General features: G+C 40.6%; 20 protein-coding genes. 3 read left to right on the top strand and 17 right to left on the bottom strand.

From position 1 onward, the window contains the following. Positions 1-200: 200 nt before the first annotated feature. The 4 genes from O3599_RS08945 to O3599_RS08930 all read right to left on the bottom strand — a co-directional run bounded on the left by O3599_RS08945 (position 201) and on the right by O3599_RS08930 (position 3,848). Positions 201-605, bottom strand: coding sequence for an immunity protein (locus O3599_RS08945; protein ID WP_247939781.1), 405 nt, complete (start codon positions 603-605; stop codon positions 201-203). A 799-nt stretch (positions 606-1,404) separates the two neighbouring features. Then, on the bottom strand, positions 1,405-2,754 hold the full coding sequence (locus O3599_RS08940) for a sensor histidine kinase (RefSeq protein ID WP_371512628.1): 1,350 nt from the start codon (positions 2,752-2,754) through the stop codon (positions 1,405-1,407). Between the two features lie 13 nt (positions 2,755-2,767). Then, positions 2,768-3,505, bottom strand: a complete 738-nt coding sequence (locus tag O3599_RS08935) for a response regulator transcription factor (RefSeq protein WP_371512626.1) — start codon at positions 3,503-3,505, stop codon at positions 2,768-2,770. 4 nt (positions 3,506-3,509) lie between these two features. Then, positions 3,510-3,848, bottom strand: a complete 339-nt coding sequence (locus tag O3599_RS08930; protein ID WP_049521288.1) for a LytTR family DNA-binding domain-containing protein — start codon at positions 3,846-3,848, stop codon at positions 3,510-3,512. 276 nt (positions 3,849-4,124) lie between these two features. Here O3599_RS08930 and O3599_RS08925 point away from each other — a divergent pair, with 276 nt between their 5' ends. Further along, complete coding sequence (locus O3599_RS08925; protein ID WP_371512624.1) at positions 4,125-4,454, top strand: helicase BlpT; 330 nt, start codon at positions 4,125-4,127, stop codon at positions 4,452-4,454. Between the two features lie 61 nt (positions 4,455-4,515). Here O3599_RS08925 and O3599_RS08920 read toward each other — a convergent pair whose 3' ends face one another. Together O3599_RS08920 and O3599_RS08915 are read right to left on the bottom strand one after the other, a co-directional pair. Then, positions 4,516-5,565 (bottom strand): ABC transporter permease, encoded by a 1,050-nt coding sequence (locus tag O3599_RS08920; protein WP_261043052.1) that lies wholly within the window; start codon positions 5,563-5,565, stop codon positions 4,516-4,518. Next, positions 5,562-6,293 (bottom strand): ABC transporter ATP-binding protein, encoded by a 732-nt coding sequence (locus tag O3599_RS08915; RefSeq protein WP_050251578.1) that lies wholly within the window; start codon positions 6,291-6,293, stop codon positions 5,562-5,564. The genes O3599_RS08920 and O3599_RS08915 overlap by 4 nt, the downstream gene beginning before the upstream one ends. A 67-nt stretch (positions 6,294-6,360) precedes the next feature. On the opposite strand from O3599_RS08915, the gene O3599_RS08910 reads away from it, so the two are divergent. After that, positions 6,361-6,771 carry an HIT family protein gene (locus O3599_RS08910; protein WP_371512621.1) on the top strand — a complete coding sequence of 137 codons (411 nt, stop codon included), beginning with the start codon at positions 6,361-6,363 and terminating at the stop codon, positions 6,769-6,771. Between the two features lie 9 nt (positions 6,772-6,780). Then, complete coding sequence (locus tag O3599_RS08905) at positions 6,781-7,068, top strand: hypothetical protein (protein ID WP_084928138.1); 288 nt, start codon at positions 6,781-6,783, stop codon at positions 7,066-7,068. Between the two features lie 278 nt (positions 7,069-7,346). On the opposite strand, the gene dnaJ is transcribed toward O3599_RS08905, so the two are convergent. The 11 genes from dnaJ to pgk form a co-directional block, all read right to left on the bottom strand. Further along, a complete protein-coding gene (gene dnaJ, locus O3599_RS08900) occupies positions 7,347-8,483 on the bottom strand; it encodes a molecular chaperone DnaJ (protein WP_001066308.1) in 1,137 nt (378 codons plus the stop codon). 548 nt (positions 8,484-9,031) lie between these two features. Further along, positions 9,032-10,855, bottom strand: coding sequence for a molecular chaperone DnaK (gene dnaK / locus O3599_RS08895; RefSeq protein WP_261121219.1), 1,824 nt, complete (start codon positions 10,853-10,855; stop codon positions 9,032-9,034). A gap of 378 nt (positions 10,856-11,233) precedes the next feature. After that, on the bottom strand, positions 11,234-11,758 hold the full coding sequence (grpE, locus tag O3599_RS08890; RefSeq protein WP_000046029.1) for a nucleotide exchange factor GrpE: 525 nt from the start codon (positions 11,756-11,758) through the stop codon (positions 11,234-11,236). A gap of 26 nt (positions 11,759-11,784) precedes the next feature. Then, complete coding sequence (hrcA, locus tag O3599_RS08885) at positions 11,785-12,819, bottom strand: heat-inducible transcriptional repressor HrcA (RefSeq protein WP_000255759.1); 1,035 nt, start codon at positions 12,817-12,819, stop codon at positions 11,785-11,787. A 160-nt stretch (positions 12,820-12,979) separates the two neighbouring features. Further along, positions 12,980-13,492 carry a DUF2812 domain-containing protein gene (locus O3599_RS08880; protein ID WP_247939786.1) on the bottom strand — a complete coding sequence of 171 codons (513 nt, stop codon included), beginning with the start codon at positions 13,490-13,492 and terminating at the stop codon, positions 12,980-12,982. A 34-nt stretch (positions 13,493-13,526) separates the two neighbouring features. After that, positions 13,527-14,102, bottom strand: coding sequence for a DUF2812 domain-containing protein (locus tag O3599_RS08875; RefSeq protein WP_345773201.1), 576 nt, complete (start codon positions 14,100-14,102; stop codon positions 13,527-13,529). Continuing rightward, complete coding sequence (locus O3599_RS08870; protein ID WP_000423971.1) at positions 14,102-14,422, bottom strand: PadR family transcriptional regulator; 321 nt, start codon at positions 14,420-14,422, stop codon at positions 14,102-14,104. Before O3599_RS08870 ends, O3599_RS08875 begins: the two co-directional genes overlap by 1 nt. 122 nt (positions 14,423-14,544) lie before the next feature. Continuing rightward, positions 14,545-15,891: a type I glutamate--ammonia ligase gene (gene glnA / locus O3599_RS08865; protein WP_049501990.1), complete on the bottom strand. Its 1,347-nt coding sequence runs from the start codon at positions 15,889-15,891 to the stop codon at positions 14,545-14,547. A gap of 36 nt (positions 15,892-15,927) precedes the next feature. Beyond that, complete coding sequence (glnR, locus tag O3599_RS08860) at positions 15,928-16,284, bottom strand: transcriptional repressor GlnR (protein WP_000659548.1); 357 nt, start codon at positions 16,282-16,284, stop codon at positions 15,928-15,930. Between the two features lie 76 nt (positions 16,285-16,360). Next, positions 16,361-16,888 carry an aromatic acid exporter family protein gene (locus O3599_RS08855; RefSeq protein WP_049515975.1) on the bottom strand — a complete coding sequence of 176 codons (528 nt, stop codon included), beginning with the start codon at positions 16,886-16,888 and terminating at the stop codon, positions 16,361-16,363. A gap of 135 nt (positions 16,889-17,023) precedes the next feature. Next, positions 17,024-18,223, bottom strand: a complete 1,200-nt coding sequence (gene pgk / locus O3599_RS08850; RefSeq protein ID WP_125447808.1) for a phosphoglycerate kinase — start codon at positions 18,221-18,223, stop codon at positions 17,024-17,026. Positions 18,224-18,320: the final 97 nt, after the last annotated feature.

Here is an 18,320-nt window from a genome sequence, read left to right as displayed (position 1 = left end):
GAAACTATCTTTTTCTTATCCATAATTATTTACTCCTTTCCTAACAAATCCAGATTATCAATTAAGAGCGATTTTTAACAGAATGTAGCAGCACCCGTTGCAACTTTGACAATTTCAGTATAGTACTATTTGTTAAAGTTTTTCATCCAAATCTTAAATTGTCATCGAGACATCTTGAATTGCAAAAACTGCATTAGCCTCTACTTTTTATAATACTTCAATCCCCAAATGAGCAGAAGCATGATAAGCAAGCAGAGAATAGCACCGATATAGGCTATTAATTGTTGATAGAATTCTCCTGCTGTGCTCCCTCTATACAAACAAATAATAGACATAAAACCTGTCAAACCGATAAACATAAATTGATTGGTTTTAGGACTAACCAAATCATCATCTTCAAACTCTCTTATCCTCATCTCCCTAGTGAGGTAAACAGTGACCAAAATAGAAGCCAAGTTAATAACCACTAAGAGAAATTGGAGGACTAAGGAAAAATTTAAAAACTGACGAGATAGAAATAGATAAGTGGAGACAAGCAAGGGCAACTGACCTAGGAACAATCTCATAAGGAAGATGTTCCGTTTTTTAGCAAGAAAAGTTTTCATTTCTTTGCTCCTTTCTTTTTAGTTAAAGCAAAATAGATCACAACCGCAATCATATAGGCTATGGTATAAAATAGATGATACCAAATACTCTCCCTAAGCGGATAAAGAAGGGTGGACATGATCAGATACAGAACGAAAACGATCAGTATTTTTTTCTTCATAAGATTTCCTCCTAAATGTATGCTTTATCTTAGTTTAGCTACAACCTTTACACTGCTAGTATAGCACTCATTTTATCCTTGGAACACTCAAATCATAAATGATCATCAAAACATCTTGAATTGTAAAAAATTTAAAAAAGCAAGCATGAAAAACATACTTGCCCTAAGGGGAATTTAACAATGTGAAAATACAAAATCGAAAGCTATTCAGCCTTACTTCCGTCTGTTCTCATATATTCTCATAATCGCAACCAGGATACAGGCTGTCCCACCTGCCAAAACCAGGAGGGTAATGATAATGTTGAGAATTTCAGGCGTCCTCTCTATTCTGTTGACAAGACGGACTAAAGACAATACTGTCAATAAGAGTAAAGCTACTGACTCTGTCCGAATTAAAGAAGTCAGTCGGTTCTCAATCGCATATAAAAAGGCTGGTAGCAAAACACAGGCTATAGCAATCACAAACAGATTGCTCCCCGTTTCTTCTCCCTCGTTCACCACGGAAATCATGAGAAGATTCGATGCTATGATCAAGGTAGAACAGATGATAAAATAGGATTTCTTATTCATTTAATATACCTCGCATACTATAGTATTTTAATTGATGACTACAGGCAGTACTTCTTTGCACAAGTCTTCTAATCATCAACTGACATCGAGTGAACTGTTAAAACCTGACGAAAGACTTGATTTTGGCAGGTGGTATTTAGACTGGTATTAGGATGACTTTCCACAATCTTCATAACGGTATAGAGACCAACTCCTCTCTCCTCCCCTTTAGAGCTTGCTCCAAAGGAGAAGATTTCAGAAATATCTATGCCCTCTTCTTTGATGGAGTTTTCGATGATAAAGGTCTCCTGTGCCCCATTTTTTAAAAAGGCGATTGAAACATGAGGTTGACTGGCCTCTGCACTGGCTTCAATAGCGTTGTCACAAAGGATAGACACAATGGTTAGAAAATCAAGCAAGCTCATCCCCTCTACCTGAATCTCCTCAGGAACTTCGACATTAAAGACAATCTTCTTATCTCTGGCTTTTAGAAATTTCCCTGCTAGAAGACTTTTGAGGGCACGGTCACGAATATTCACCAATCGGCCTAGGTCATATTTGTTGTCCTGCAATTTCTGACTAGAATCCTTTAAGACCGAGTCGTAGACCTCTTTTATCTGCTCCATATCCTCCTCTTCAATTCCCAGACGTAAGCTGGTTAAGAGGTTGGTGTAGTCATGGCGAAAACTCCGCACTTCCTTGTAAAGTTCCTCTATATGCCGACTATAGCGTTCCATATCTCTGTAGCGCAAGGCCTGCTCTTGGTCCAATCTCTCATGGAGTTTGTCCTTCAAATAGGTATCCAATTTCTTAATCATTCCCATAAAAAAGAGCAAGTAAAAGACTAGGATGAGATGGCGAACAGTCTTTGATTGGATATCGTATGCATATTCAAAGTAAGACAGATTTTCCATGACTAGAAAGTAGGCCCCCATTATCCAGTTAATCTTAGTCAGGGACTTTTGAAAAGCTTTATCGAGAATCTCCTTTCTCAAACCAGTAAAATCATAGTCCAACCATTTCAAAAAGGCTAGAGAAATGAAGAAATTGAAAATCATTATAAACACCCAAATAAATGAGTAATTGTCATTTATTTGCCCTTGGTCTAAAAACGGAAGCACAAAATAAGAAATACCTCTATAAAAGAGATTCACCAATATCATTGGAAAGAGACCATAAAAGAAAAGGAGTTTTTTAGGAAGGCCTCTTAACAATAAGAAAGACAAGCCTATACCGTACAAGGGTTCCGTAAAATAAGATAGGTAAGTATTTCCTACTATATAGTTAATCGTTACAAAAACGACTGCTAAAAGTAACTTAAAAAGAAAAGCTTTAAAAAATCTCTCCAGAGTTAGAACAATTCCATCCACCTTAAAAAATATAAACAATTCCAATCCAGCTATCAAAAATGCATATACTATCTTCCAAACTATTTCCATTACATTACCTCACTTAGTGTAAGTTATTGATAGCTTCAGACACTTCTCTGACCTTATAACGCGCAATCATACAGCTTCCGCCATTGGGAAAGTAAAGCAGTTTTTCTTTCTTATCCAAATGCACCACATTTGCAGGATTGATGAGAAAAGAGCGATGGCACTGCAAGAGACGGGGTTCCTGCTTAAAAACCTCCTCTAAACTCGCTGTAAATTCCAGCCTATCCGTCTTAGTATAGAGAATAACACGATGGGCTCTGGGCGATGTTTCGAGATAGTAGACCTCTTTAAAAGGATACTGGAATTGAGCAAATTTTGATTTAAAATAAAAGCAATCTTCCGCCAGACTTTTACTGTCTTGACTATTGGCATAGAGAAGGGCTGTCTCGATCCGAGATTCAAACTCCTCTGCTGACAAGGCCTTATCAATGTAGTCCAGAGCAGACACTTGGTAGCGAAAGGACAGGGGCATAAACTCCGAGTGAGTCGTCACAAAGACAATCAGGGCATAGGGGTCTCGATCCCGAATCTTTCTAGCCACTTCCAAACCCTTCATCTCCTCATTTCGAATCTCAATATCCAAAAAGAATAGCTGATGCGCCCCCTTCTCATGCACCTCTGCCAGCAATTGGTCTGGTTTGCCAAAAACTTCAAAAGAACTGGGAGTGATATGATGTTCCTTCAAGAGTTTTTCAATCGTCGTTTCAATCCTAGTCTGCTGGGAAAAATCATCTTCTAAAACAAATATTCTCATCTTCTTACTCTCCTTCTTTCAACCATTTTTGACGAATTTCTCTATAGCGACGTCTGGCATACTTGACAGCGTATTGACCTTCTTCTCCGAGAAAAAGGATTCTTTCTTGAAAATCAATCGATTTTAATTTATCAAGATTAACCAAACAATTTCGATGACATCTCATCAAGGTTTCCCCATATTGGTTCTCAAGATTACTTAAATTTTGAACCATATTAAAGCTAGCTTCTTCTGTAACAATCTGTACGGTATGGGCTTTAGTTGGATGTGTTTGGATATAGTAGATATCGTCGACGTTTACTTTATAGACTGTTTTCTGTGTCTGAATAATCATATGTTTCATTGGATTCTCCTCCTAAGAAAAGAATAACAGAAAAGGTCTAGCACAAGCACACCCAATCCTAAACAGTCTTTGAAAACTCCTAAAAGGACTATTTTTCTACAACATCATGATGAGCTTACAACTATTTTATCATAAAATCTTAACAGTACCATTCAGGAAATTTCAAGGGCAATTAAAGATTTTATGGTGAAAAAGGAGATAAAAGTGATAAACTGACAGTATCAAAACACAGTTGCTAGAATCAAGACTAGCACCCAGATTAGAGGAGGAATTCTCATGACAGATACAGACCCTATCAAAAGAGCTCAGACTTTGATTACTGACTTAAACAAAGCCTATCAAGCATGCAAAAAGGCAACGGCTGACGACATACGCTTTCAGGAGCAATTAAATTCTATTCTTGGTTTTCTAGCCAAGGCTGAGACAGTGGATAATCGAGTCTTGATTGAACTGGAAAAATTTTACCAGACTTCCAGTCTTCTCATGGGACTCAGCGCTCTTGATCCAGATGCTCCAACTCGCGCCGCTTGGCGGGCCTATGACCGTTTTCACTTTGACCAAGTCAAGACCAAGTTAAGTCTCTACGGCCCAACCATTATCCTGTAGTAACAAAAAAGAAGTTGAGTTCAGTTTGACTCAACTTCTTTTTTGTTTCATATAAGCAATGTTAGTCCTGCATCTGGCGTTTCACCTGATAAGGCAAGTACAAGACTTGTAAAGCCAAACCAGCTCCCAGCAAGACTAGAAGGGCTAGTTTTTCTTGGAAGGTCACCAGGCCGACAATTAATTCCACCACTAAGACCAAACTGGTCAATCCTCGGACTACAGCCTGCAAGCCTTTTTCCTTTTGCCCCTTATCCAGTGGAAAGAGTTGGGTCAAATACTGGTAGTCAAAGGCGTGATAGAGGGCCAGCAGCTGGAAGAGCAAGAGGTAGTTAAAGAGAACCACCACTGCTGTCGCAATCCAAGCTTGCTCGATAAAGACCTGCGCCAGCAAAGAAAGCAAGAGAAGACGAAGACTAAGCGCAAAGAGATCTCCATTTCGCAGATAAGAACGCAGATAGAGATTTTGCCAAATCTTTCCAGGCACCTTCTGAACAGCCTTTAGGATAAAGTCCAGATAGGCACGACGCTTGACGCTGTTTGAAATCCCCTTGACCTGGGTAAAGAGGGCAAAGAAACGAAGCAAGACTTGCTTGCGCTTGCTTTCTTGGGAAATGACATAATCCCAGTCTAGTCCAGTTTCAGTGAAAAATTTGCTGGCCTTTTGACGAAAGAGGAAATATTTTCCCACTCCTAATAAAAGCACATAGACCAGAAAAACAGGTAAGCCATAACCCATGGCTAAAAATAAGGGCGCAAATAACAGCAAGAAAAGGGTCTGGACAAAGAGCCAAAAGACTAGGGAAATGCTAGTTTGACGCTTTAGATGGAGCTTGATTTCCCCTTCTCCAACCAAGAGAAAGAGCTTGTCTGGAGCCTCCATATAGGTGGCAATTCCACCCCAAAGCAAAAGTAAAACAGAGGTAATTCCTACAAACAAAAGAATAGGCCAATGATTTTCAGGAAAATCTTGCAAGAGTTGACTGTACTGGTAGGCTAGAAAGCCCAGCAGGACAAGCAGGAACAAGACAAAGTGGTCATTGAGAACATAGCGCAAATAACCAAGACACTCCTTACGAAAAGCCTGCTTTCTCTTTAAAAACAAGTCTTTCATAGCTCCTCCTCTTTGGTCAGAGCCAAGTAAATATCATTCAAACTAGCCTCAGGCATATCAAAGGCTTCGCGCAGTTGCAGGAGATTTCCCTTGGCACGCACCTCTCCCTTGTGAAGAATGACAAAGGCATCACACATCTTCTCCGCCGAATCCAGCACGTGGGTACTCATGAGAATGGACTTACCCTTTTGCTTTTCCACTTCCAAAAGCTGAATCAAGTCTGCAATAGCCAACGGATCAAGACCAAGGAAAGGTTCATCCACAATAAAGAGACTTGGATCCACCACAAAAGCACAGATAATCATGACCTTTTGCTTCATCCCTTTTGAAAAATGAACAGGGAACCAGTCTAATTTCTGGTCCAGACGGAACATTTTTAACAAGGGCTCTACTCTCTCAAAAGCCACTTTCTGCTCAATACCATAAGCCATGGCAACCGTTTCGATATGCTCTCTGAGGGTCAATTCCTCATACAAGCTAGGTGTCTCAGGAATGTAGCCAATTTGCTTGCGGTAGCTCGTTGCATCTTCTTGCAGGGTCAAGCCATTGATATTGATAGATCCACTATAAGGTGTCAACAGACCGATAATTTCATTGATAGTCGTCGATTTCCCAGCACCGTTGAGACCAATCAAACCGACCAACTGCCCGCTTTCAACAGTAAAGGACACATCTTTCAAGACAGGGACATGGACATAGCCACCTGTCAGGTTTTTAATTTCTAACATATTTTCTCCAAATCTGGTATAATGTAGCTATATTATATCAAAATTCAATACAGTAGAGGTAGATTTTATGTCAGATTGTATTTTTTGTAAAATCATCGCAGGGGAAATTCCTGCTTCAAAAGTATATGAAGATGAGCAGGTTCTTGCCTTTCTTGATATCTCGCAAGTGACACCAGGACACACCTTAGTCGTGCCCAAAGAACACTATCGCAATCTTTTGGAAATGGACGCTTCTAGCGCCAGCCAACTCTTTGCCCAAGTACCAAAAGTGGCTCAAAAAGTCATGAAAGCCACTAAGGCTGCTGGTATGAATATCATTGTCAACTGTGAAGAAGTCGCTGGTCAAACCGTCTTTCATACCCACGTTCACCTCGTGCCTCGCTACAGTGCGGACGATGATCTCAAGATTGATTTTATCGCCCACGAACCAGACTTTGACAAACTTGCTCAAGTCGCTGAAACCATCAAAAATGCCTAAGGAGTTACCATGAAATTATCCAATCTATTGCTATTTGCAGGAGCTGCAGCTGGAAGTTATCTGGTCACAAAAAATCGTCAAACCATCACAGATGAAGTCTTGAATACCACTGACCGCGTTCAAGCTATCAAGGATGATGTGGATATTATCCAAAACAGCCTGCAAATCATCGACCAGCAAAAAGAACTCATCAAGGAATACCAAGAAGACCTGACTTACAAGTTTAAAGTTTTGGAAAAGGATATACAGACTAGACTAGCTGTGATAAAAGAAACACAGGAAATGGAAGATAAGTAAAAAGAGCCCAACGGCTCTTTTTTAAAATGTAAACAAGTTATATCCCATCAACTATACATCATAATTTAGAAAACTCATACACCATTTCATAACTAAATCGAAGACTTTCCGCCGTAATGAAAACACTTGAAACAGCTTGGTTTCAGGTGTCCGGAAACTTTGAGACCTAGGCTCAAAGTTTAGGTATGGAACTTCGAAGAAGGTCGCTACCGTCCGTCATTACTTAAGGAAAGTCTTAAAAAATCTATAAACAAAAAGAGCCACTCGGCTCTTTTTGTTTATTCTCCTTCAAAGGCATCTTTAATATGATCAAAAAATCCTTTTTTCTTTGGATTTACTTTTAAATCACCAGCAGCTGCGAATTCTTTCAAGGCTGCTTTTTGGCGGTCGTTCAATCCTGTCGGAGTCACGACATTAACGGTAACGTATTGGTCACCAACTGCACCTCCACGAAGGCTTGGAGCTCCTTTACCACGTAGGCGGAATTTCTTACCAGTCTGAGTTCCCTCTGGGATAACCAATTCAACATCACCGTGAACAGTTGGGATATCAACTGTGTCACCAAGAGCTGCTTGGACAAAGTTGAGGTTGAGATTGTAGAAGATAGTGGTTCCTTCACGTTCAAACTTATCGCTGGCTTCCACAGAAACCACTACATACAAATCACCATAAGGTCCACCATTAAAGCCAGCTTCACCTTGACCTGCTAGGCGGATTTGTTGACCTGTTTCCACACCAGCAGGGATTTTCACATGTACGCTATGGGCTTGTTTTTCATGACCTGTTCCGTGACAAGTTGTACATGGATCTTTGATTTCTTTTCCGCGACCATGACAGACATCACAGGTTACTTGACGACGCATCATACCAAGCGGAGTCTGCGTATCGACGTTAATAACACCAGCTCCATGACAGCGTCCACAAGTGACTGGACTTGTTCCTGGCTTAGCACCTGAGCCATTACATGTACTACAGCTTGCTTCACGATTGTACTTAACCTCTTTTTCAGCTCCAAAAATAGCTTCTTCAAAGGTCAAGTTTACACGATACTGGAGGTCATCCCCCTGACGAGGAGCATTTGGATTGCGTGAAGCACCGCCTCCGCCGAAGAAACTTGAGAAGATATCTTCAAAACCACCGAAGCCTCCTGCCCCATCGAAACCGCCGAAACCACCAGCTCCACCAAAACCACCGTTGGCTCCAGCAGCACCGTATTGGTCATAGGCAGCACGTTTTTGGTCGTCACTCAAAGTCTCATAGGCTTCTTGAACTTCCTTGTATTTTTCCTCAGCACCAGGCTCCTTGTTGATATCTGGGTGGTATTTCTTTGAAAGCTTACGATAAGCCTTTTTGATCTCGTCTGCCGAAGCGTTTTTTGACACCCCCAGACGATCATAAAATTCAGTATTGTTCATAATTCAAGATACAAAGGGCGTCAAACGGACACAGCCAAAATAGGAGTTTTGACGACGGACGCTTGCGTCCTAGAACAAACTATCTTTTTGGCACAGCCCGTAGCCCGTGTTCAATTCCCTGAACACCTTTATTCCTTTCTATTGATGTTCTGAATCAAACCTCGACTTAGGTCGGGTTCAATTCCTTTCTGTTATATTGAGTAAGAAATTTGGGAACCTGTGTTCAATTCCCTGAACACCCTTGTTCCTTTCTATTGATATTGTGAATCAAACCTCGATTTAGATCGGGTTCAATTCCTTTCTTTTATATCGATGAGACAAAACCCAAATAAATCAGGTTTTATCCCTTTTTATCGAAAAACAGAGGCTGGGTTGCAACCTCTGGATTTCTTCTTATCATTACGACGTTCGAGTTTTAAAAATCAAACTAGTAATGCTAAATCGAGCACGCCCTAACCTCTTGGTGAAAAAGACAAATCTTTCTAGAAACTAAAGTTTCTGCGTCAGATTTCCTATTTTCACTGTGAGGTTTTAACGGGCTTTGCATCTTACTTTTCAGTAAACTCTCCGTCTACGACGTCATCGCCTGCGTTTCCTGTTGCTTGTGTGCCTTCTGCCCCTGCTTGAGCTTGTTGCGTTGCTGCGGCTTGTTCGTAGAGTTTCACAGCAAGTCCTTGAGCTTTTTCGTTCAATGCTTCAAGTTTTGCTTTCATGTCGTCCAAGTTGTTGTCTTCTTGAGCTTTCTTAAGATCATCAAGAGCAGCTTGAGCAGCGTCACGTTCTGCATCAAAGCCTTTTCCTTCAGTTTCCTTGATTGTCTTTTCAGTCGCAAAGATAGCTTGGTCTACTTCGTTACGAAGGTCAACTTCTTCTTTACGTTTCTTATCTGCTTCAGCGTTAGCTTCTGCATCTTTCATCATGCGGTCGATTTCTTCGTCAGTCAAACCTGAGTTAGATTGGATCACAATTGTTTGTTCTTTTTGAGTTCCAAGGTCTTTGGCCTTAACAGACACGATACCGTTCTTGTCAATGTCAAATGTTACTTCGATTTGAGGAATTCCACGAGGTGCAGCTGGGATATCAGTCAATTGGAAACGTCCAAGAGTCTTGTTATCTGCTGCCATTGGGCGTTCACCTTGAAGAACGTGGATATCAACAGCTGGTTGGTTGTCTGCTGCTGTTGAGAAGACTTGTGATTTAGATGTTGGAATAGTTGTGTTACGGTCGATGAGTTTTGTGAAGACACCACCCATTGTTTCGATACCAAGTGACAATGGTGTTACGTCAAGAAGGACAACGTCTTTGACATCACCAGTAATCACACCACCTTGAATCGCAGCACCCATAGCAACTACTTCGTCAGGGTTTACTGATTTGTTTGGCTCTTTACCAGTTTCAGCCTTAACAGCTTCTACAACGGCTGGGATACGAGTTGAACCACCAACAAGGATAACTTCGTCGATTTCTGACAAGCTCAAACCTGCATCTGAAAGGGCTTGACGAACTGGAACTTTTGTACGTTCTACAAGGTCACGAGTCAAATCGTCAAATTTCGCACGAGTCAAAGTCATTTCCAAGTGAAGAGGTCCAGCCTCACCTGCAGTGATAAATGGCAAGCTGATTTGAGTTGAAGTCACACCAGAAAGGTCTTTCTTAGCTTTTTCAGCCGCATCTTTCAAACGTTGCATTGCCATCTTGTCAGTAGACAAGTCAATACCGTTTTCTTTCTTGAATTCTGCTACCAAGTGGTCGATGATTTTTTGGTCAAAGTCGTCACCACCAAGTTTGTTGTCCCCTGCAGTTGACAATACGTCGAAGACACCGTCACCCAATTCAAGGATAGAGACGTCGAATGTACCACCACCAAGGTCGAATACCAAGATTTTTTCTTCTTTATCAGTCTTGTCCAAACCATAAGCAAGAGCTGCTGCTGTTGGTTCGTTGACGATACGTTCTACTTCAAGACCAGCGATTTTACCAGCGTCTTTAGTTGCTTGACGTTGAGCATCGTTGAAGTAAGCTGGAACTGTGATAACTGCTTTCGTTACCTTTTCACCAAGGTAATCTTCAGCGTAACCTTTCAAGTATTGAAGGATCATAGCTGAGATTTCTTGTGGAGTGTATTCTTTACCGTTTGCAGAAACTTTTTCAGATGTTCCCATCTTAGATTTGATAGAGATAACTGTATCTGGATTTGTAACTGCTTGGCGTTTTGCAGCGTCACCGACGATGATTTCGCCGTTTTTGAATGATACTACAGATGGAGTTGTGCGGTTTCCTTCTGGGTTTGCGATGATTTTGCTTTCAGTTCCTTCAAGAACTGCTACTGCTGAGTTTGTTGTACCTAAGTCAATACCGATAATTTTAGACATGTGTTTTTCTCCTTGTTAGTTAATTTTCTTTTTTTATATTTCCCTTAAGTGGTGGGGACGTGAGCAACTCCCTTCGGGATTTCATCACTTATTTTTGAGCCTATTGTCTCAAAAATCCCCTGTTTCAGTAGCAAAAGCTACTGAAACTTTCACCACGGCGGGAAATATCTTCCTTGCAAGCCTCCGGCTTGCCTCTTATCTTTTCTTCATAGTTTAGTGTCGTTTCGGACAAATTTTCTATTATATATGTTGCAACCGTCAGAATTGCCTAATCGAACACGCCCTAAGCTCTGGGTAAAAAAGATAGATTTCCTTGTGTTCATCGAACACTTCGTCAATCTCCTATTTTTACTGTGAGCTTTTTACGGGCTTTGTATCTTAGTTGTACACCACTACCATTGCTGGGCGTAGGATGCGGTCATGGAGTTTGTACCCTTTTTGGAAGACTTGGGCGATGGTATCTGCTGGGTGTTCATCGTCTGCTGGGAGAGTTTGGATGGCCATATGGTAGTTATGGTCAAATTCGCCGTCAGCTGCGATTTCTTCGATTCCTTCTTCTTTCAAAGCGTGAATCAAGCTTTCTTGCACCATTTCCAAGCCCTTCTTCACATCATCTGTCAAACCTTCAACTGCGAGTGCACGCTCAAGGTTGTCCAAAGAAGGGAGAATCGCTTTTGCCAAGTCCTGGCTACGATAACGTTGCAAGTTTTGACGTTCTTCATTGGCACGGCGTTGAATATTTTGCATTTCTGCATGAGCGCGAAGGTATTTGTTTTCAAACTCATCCGCACGTTCATTTGCCAAGTCCAACTCAGACTTTTCAGGAGTTGTTTCTTCAGCTGTTTCCACAACTTCCTCTTCTTGGACTTCTTCTACTTCTTCATTTTTTATATCTTGGGCCATTTTCGCCTCCTTTAATGATTTCAATTTTAATGTACTTCGTAATGATTACTGCTGAGGTAGCGGTAAAAATCTGTCAACTTCATAGTCAAAACACGATTGACCACATTGACTTGGTTGATTAGCTGTTGGTAATCCAGATTGACTGGACCGATAATGGCTAGAATTCCAACTCCCCGATAAGGAATGAGGAACTTGCTACTAATCACCGCTAGGTCAGCTAGACAGGACTCTTGACTATCTGCAACACGGACGTTTTGCATCTGATCTTCACGCAACCCCTCACGAATCTCCAGAGCCACCTTTTGCGGTTGGTCAAAGAACTGATAGGCTGCTAGATTGGCAAAATTCAAGAGATTAACCTTGCCCGCCACCACAATGTTTTCGTTGAACATTTCCTTAAAGATATGTTCAAAGAGATCGATGACATTGTCCGTTGTTGTAAAGTAACGCTGGATAATCTGCGGAATCTCCGTCCTAATCTTGTAGTGAATATCTAGAACGGTGTGGCCGAGGAAACGTTCCTGAATGATGCTCTTCAGTTTCAGCAAATCCTCCTGCAAGAAGTTCCTTGGAATCAGAAACTGACTGGTAACCGTTCGCGACTCGTCTAGGGTGAATACCGCCAAGGCTGTATGTTGGCCCAAAACAACGATATCAAAGGCTGTCAAACGCTGCCTGCTCGGCTCAACATCCAGTGCTACTACCGTACAGCCACTCAAGTCTGTCAGTAGATTAGCAGCCTCTTGCAGAATATCCTCCAATTTGAAGAATTCCTGATCAAAGGCTTTGACAATCTCATATACCTCATTTTCAGCCAATCTGTCAAAATCCAGTGAGTGTTTTACATAGTACTGAAAACCAGCAACACTTGGCATCCGACCACTTGAAGTATGGGCCTTCTCAAGCAACCCTTGCTTTTCTAGAGCCGCCATGTCATTACGAATGGTTGCACTGCTAGAGTTAATAGACTCTTGCAAGGCTTTGGATCCGACAGGTTCGTGCGTTTTGGTAAAGATGTCAATAATCAGATTTAAAATATCCTGCTGACGCTCTGTAACCACCTCATCACTCCTCTCTGTCTGATCGATTAGCACTCGATACAATCAAGTGCTAACTTATGATTCTATTATACACCCTTAAAAGAGAATGTCAAGACAAAAACTCAAAAAATTAGCACTCTTTTAACAAGAGTGCTAAAAATCAGTCTAAAGACCTAGAACCCTACCTTCCATCTACTTGGTATTTCCTTTTAAGTCTGAAAAAACCATGGATTAGATAAGAAATCAGAAAAGCATATAAAACAAAAATAATAAAGAAAGACATAGAAAGATCTTCTCTAAACGAACTCATACAAACAACAAGACCACCTGAGAAAGCAACTGTACATGAACGAAGTCTATATCGCATAACTTCCCATCTGATCTCCTTAGCCATATAGACTTGATCCTCTGGAAGTAAATCAGAAGACGATTTACGAAGAATCGAACAAGAACCTGCTCCTATCAATTCCCAACCTCTATTTCTAAAATCTTGCAGTTCATGCTTATATTTTTTAAGAAATCTAGAATCATAGATACAGTAGATGACATCGTCTGGTTGACATTGGTCAAAATAGAACAAACCAAAACGACTCGTTCTATACCTCCAACCTTTCAAATGCATCTCATGTAAATATTCTTCTTTCTTATCCTCATCAAGAATCGTAAAAATCCGAAATTGTAGTTTGCTTTTCATCATCGCACCTCCAAATTAGAAAACATGCATGGTTTTATTTATCAGATAATTCTTTCCACTTTTGAAACAATCTCCAAAAAATACAAGACATCTGAATCGAATGAACTATCAATAAAACACCATCTATTATAACAATCAAAAACATTTCCCAACTGAAAGAACTAACTCCAGTGACAAACTTTGAGAAAACCGGTAGTAGAGCTAAAAAGAGAAGCAAAATAGGAAGCATCCGCCTCGTTAAAATCCGTTTGACCATAGCTAGCTTCCCGGCCGCGTCATTATAAATTTCAAACTCGGCATCCAACTCAATTCCAGAATGAAGCTTTCTAAAGTAGGAAAAACCATTAAAGTCTGTAATATGCTCCCATCCACAGTCTTTAAATAATTGTAAATAGGAGGCTCTCTCTGATTTTTTCATAGGATAAAAGTCCAACTGATAAGACACCTGCTCCGGTTGGCACTTTTCAAAAGTATACTTAACCGCAACTACTAAGTTAGAGTAGGTCACTTCCTTGAGTTTCCAGCCCTCAGCATGCATTTTTCTAAGATATAAAGCCTCTCTATCATAATCCGCAATGGTAGCAATTCTATAAACAACCTTCTTTTCCATCATCTTTCCTCCAGACTGTTTCTATAGAGCCGTTCAATACGTTTCAATTCAATATCTAAGACTTTTCTTCCCAAGTCTGTAATCTGATAGATTTTACGCTTCTCCTCTTCTCGGACAAAGGAAATCAAACCATCCTTTTCCATTTTTGACAAGGTTCCATACATAGTTCCAGGACTAATCGAAACTTGCAAATCTGTCATCTCCTTGACCTTTTGCGTAATACTGTACCCATGACCTTCCTTTTGCAGACAGAACAAGATATAAAAGCCCGTTTCCGTCATCGGAAGATAAACTCGACGAATCTTATCCGTTAATTCCATTTATAGCTACCTCCTATCCAGTTCGATATATCGCACTTCGTTATATAAAATATATCACACCTCGATATAAAATACAAGAAAAAAAGATTATCCTCACGGACAATCTTCCTTCTATATTAGTATTAGTAAAGGTCTAAATAATTATCAATTTCCCATTGTGAAACGAAGGTTGCATAACTTGCCCATTCGATTCGTTTGGCTTCAAGGAAACTAGTATAGATATGTTCTCCGAGAGCCGCTATGACAACTTCATCTTCTGTCAAAGCTTTCAAAGCGTTGTGAAGGGTTGATGGAAGGTCTGTAATACCAGCTTCCTTACGCTCTTCTGCTGTCATGATGTAGATATTTTCTTCGATAGGAGCTGGTGCTTCGATTTTATTCTCAATACCATGCAAACCAACTTCCAACAGCACAGCCATAGCGATGTAAGGGTTCGCCATTGGATCCACTGAACGCAACTCAAGACGAGTTCCCATACCACGTGAAGCAGGCACGCGCACAAGTGGCGAACGGTTACGACCAGCCCAAGCAATATAAACAGGCGCTTCATAACCTGGAACCAAACGTTTGTATGAGTTAACCGTTGGGTTCATGATGGCAGTATAGTTGTAGGCATGCTTAATCAAACCACCAAGGAAATGGTAGGCCGTTTCTGACAACTGCATTCCTTTTGGATCATTTGGATCAAAGAAGGCATTGTTTCCTTCTGCATCAAACAAGGACATATTACAGTGCATACCTGATCCGGCAATACCAAATTTTGGTTTGGCCATAAAGGTTGCGTAAAGACCATGTTTGCGAGCAATGGTTTTAACAACGAGTTTAAAGATTTGAATCTTATCACAAGCACGGAGAACTTCATCGTACTTAAAGTCAATCTCATGTTGTCCAACCGCAACCTCATGGTGACTTGCTTCTACTTCAAATCCCATTTTGGTCAAGACATTGACAATCTCACGACGTGTATTGTCCGCAAGGTCAGTAGGCGCCAAATCAAAGTAGCCACCCTTGTCATTTACTTCAAGTGTTGGGTCTCCATTTTCATCAAGTTTAAATAGGAAGAATTCTGGTTCTGGTCCAAGGTTGAAGGACTTGAATCCCACTTCTTCCATGTGACGAAGAGCACGTTTCAAATTGCCACGAGGATCACCTGCAAATGGCTCACCTTCTGTTGTATAGACATCACAGATCAAACCTGCAACACTTCCATTTTCATCTCCCCAAGGGAAGACTGTCCATGTATCCAAGTCAGGGTACAAGTACATATCTGACTCATTGATACGTACAAAACCTTCAATAGAAGATCCATCAAACATAGCCTTATTTGACAAGACTTTATCTAACTGTTCATCTGTAGCAGGAATTTCGACGTTTTTCATGGTTCCCAAAATATCTGAGAACATGAGACGAATAAAGGTAACATTTTTTTCCTTGACTTCACGACGAATATCTGCAGCTGTGATTGGCATGAGTTTTCTCCTTAATGTATAACTACTTGCGGTTGCCTAACCGCGACCAAAAGGTGACCGTACTGAAGCAAAGCGACCCTGTTGGAGGAGTTCATTATGAAGTGCACGACGCACCTCAGTCTGACTCACCGCTTTCTTGGATTTCGCTTCACGTTCAGCATATTTTTTCTTGATGGCAGCGATATTATAACCTTCAGAGATATAATCTTTGATTTCAAGCAGACGATCCATGTCATTCAAGGAATACATGCGACGGTTCCCTTCGTTTCGATCAGGCTTAATCAACTCTTGATCTTCATAATAACGAATCTGACGCGCCGATAGGTCGGTCAACTTCATAACACTGCCGATAGGAAAAACAGCCATATTTCGGCGAAATTCTTTTTCCTTCATTTACAATTTCCTTCTTTCTGTCTATTATAGTCTAAAAAAAGACAAACGTCAATTGATAATGTTATAAAATGTAACATTATTTTTCTTTTTTCTCTAAAATGAGCCGAATACGATCAATATCGTAATTTACGAGAATTGCGACAAAAACTCCCATAAAAGTTTCTGATACACGCGCAAATACGTACAAAATTGTTTCGCCACTCGGAATCGATAGGGTAATGATTAACATAGCTGCTACACCACCAATAACTCCTGCTTTGTTATTCATGGCTACATTTGTCATAATGGTTAACATGGTGCATATTGGAACAACTACTAAGGTTACCCAAAAGGCTTCGTGGAAAAAGGTATTTAATAGGAAGAAGAGGAGGGCATAGAGACCACCGATACTATTTCCTAGAATACGCGAAGTCCCAAAATGGACACTCTTATCAAAACTCTCCCTCAGGCTAAAAACGGCTGTCAAAGCACCAATTTGAAGACCTTTCCAACCAAAAAAGCCAAAAATCAAGAGAACTAGAAAAACAGCAATACCTGTTTTAAAGGTTCGCATACCAAGTTTGAACTGGGATTTATCGAATTTATATTTTTTAAAATAACTCATAATCTCAACTTTCTATTTCCATTTTATCATAAATTGGCTGATTTTATGAGCAATAGTTGAGAGGAAGCGTTTTTATTTTAAGCAAAAGAAAAGAGGAACTTTCATCCCTCTATTCTTTGATTTAGTTATAAAATCTTATTTTTCTGTCAAGGCTGCAAGTCCTGGAAGAACTTTACCTTCAAGAAGTTCCATTGATGCTCCACCACCAGTAGAGATCCATGAGAACTTGTCTGCACGGCCAAGGTTAATCGCTGCGGCAGCTGAGTCACCACCACCAATGATTGATTTAACTCCTGGTTGTTTCACGATAGCGTCCATCACACCAATTGTACCAGCTTGGAAGTCTGGGTTTTCAAATACACCCATAGGTCCGTTCCATACAACTGTTTTCGCACCAGTCAAAGCTTCATCAAATTTAGCGATAGATTTTGGACCGATGTCAAGACCAAGGAAGCCTTCAGAAACTGCTTCACCTTCAGTGTCACGCACTTCTGTGTAACCAGCAAATGCGTTTGCTTCTTTTGAGTCAACTGGCAAGATCAATTTACCATTTGCTTTTTCAAGAAGAGCTTTCGCAACATCCAATTTGTCTTCTTCTACAAGTGAGTTACCGATTTCGATACCTTGTGCTTTGTAGAATGTGTAAGTCATACCACCACCGATAAGGACTTTATCAGCTTTTTCAAGCAAGTTTTCGATAACACCGATCTTGTCTGAAACTTTTGAACCACCAAGGATAGCCACGAATGGACGTTCTGGAGCTTCAACTGCTTCTTGGATGTAGGCAATTTCGTTTTCAAGAAGGAAACCAGCAACTGCTTTTTCAACGTTTGCTGAGATACCAACGTTAGATGCGTGTGCACGGTGAGCTGTACCGAATGCATCGTTTACGAAGATACCATCTCCAAGTGATGCCCAGTATTTACCAAGTTCAGGATCGTTTTTAGATTCTTTCTTGCCGTCAACATCTTCGTAACGAGTGTTTTCAACCAAGAGAACCTGTCCATCTTCAAGAGCGTTGATAGCTGCTTCCAATTCAGCACCACGAGTGACACCTGGAAGGAAAGCAACATCTTGACCCAATTTAGCTGCCAAGTCAGCAGCTACAGGAGCAAGTGATTTACCAGCTTTGTCTGCTTCTTCTTTTACACGACCAAGGTGAGAGAAGAGGATAGCACGTCCACCTTGTTCAAGGATGTACTTGATAGTTGGAAGAGCTGCAGTGATACGGTTGTCGTTAGTGATTACGCCATCTTTCAATGGTACGTTGAAGTCAACACGAACGAGGACTTTTTTACCTTTCAAGTCAACGTCTTTAACAGTAAGTTTTGCCATGTTACAAAAACCCCTTTATTTATTTTATTCGAAACTATTATATCACACTTTGGAAATATAAGGAAAGATTTCACAAGATTTTTCGATATTTAATCTC

Origin of the sequence: Streptococcus sp. 27098_8_103, from assembly GCF_041432345.1 — a bacterium.
Lineage (GTDB): Bacteria > Bacillota > Bacilli > Lactobacillales > Streptococcaceae > Streptococcus > Streptococcus mitis_BV.
Note: the sequence above shows the minus strand (reverse complement) of the source record. Positions and strands in the feature narration are given on the sequence as shown.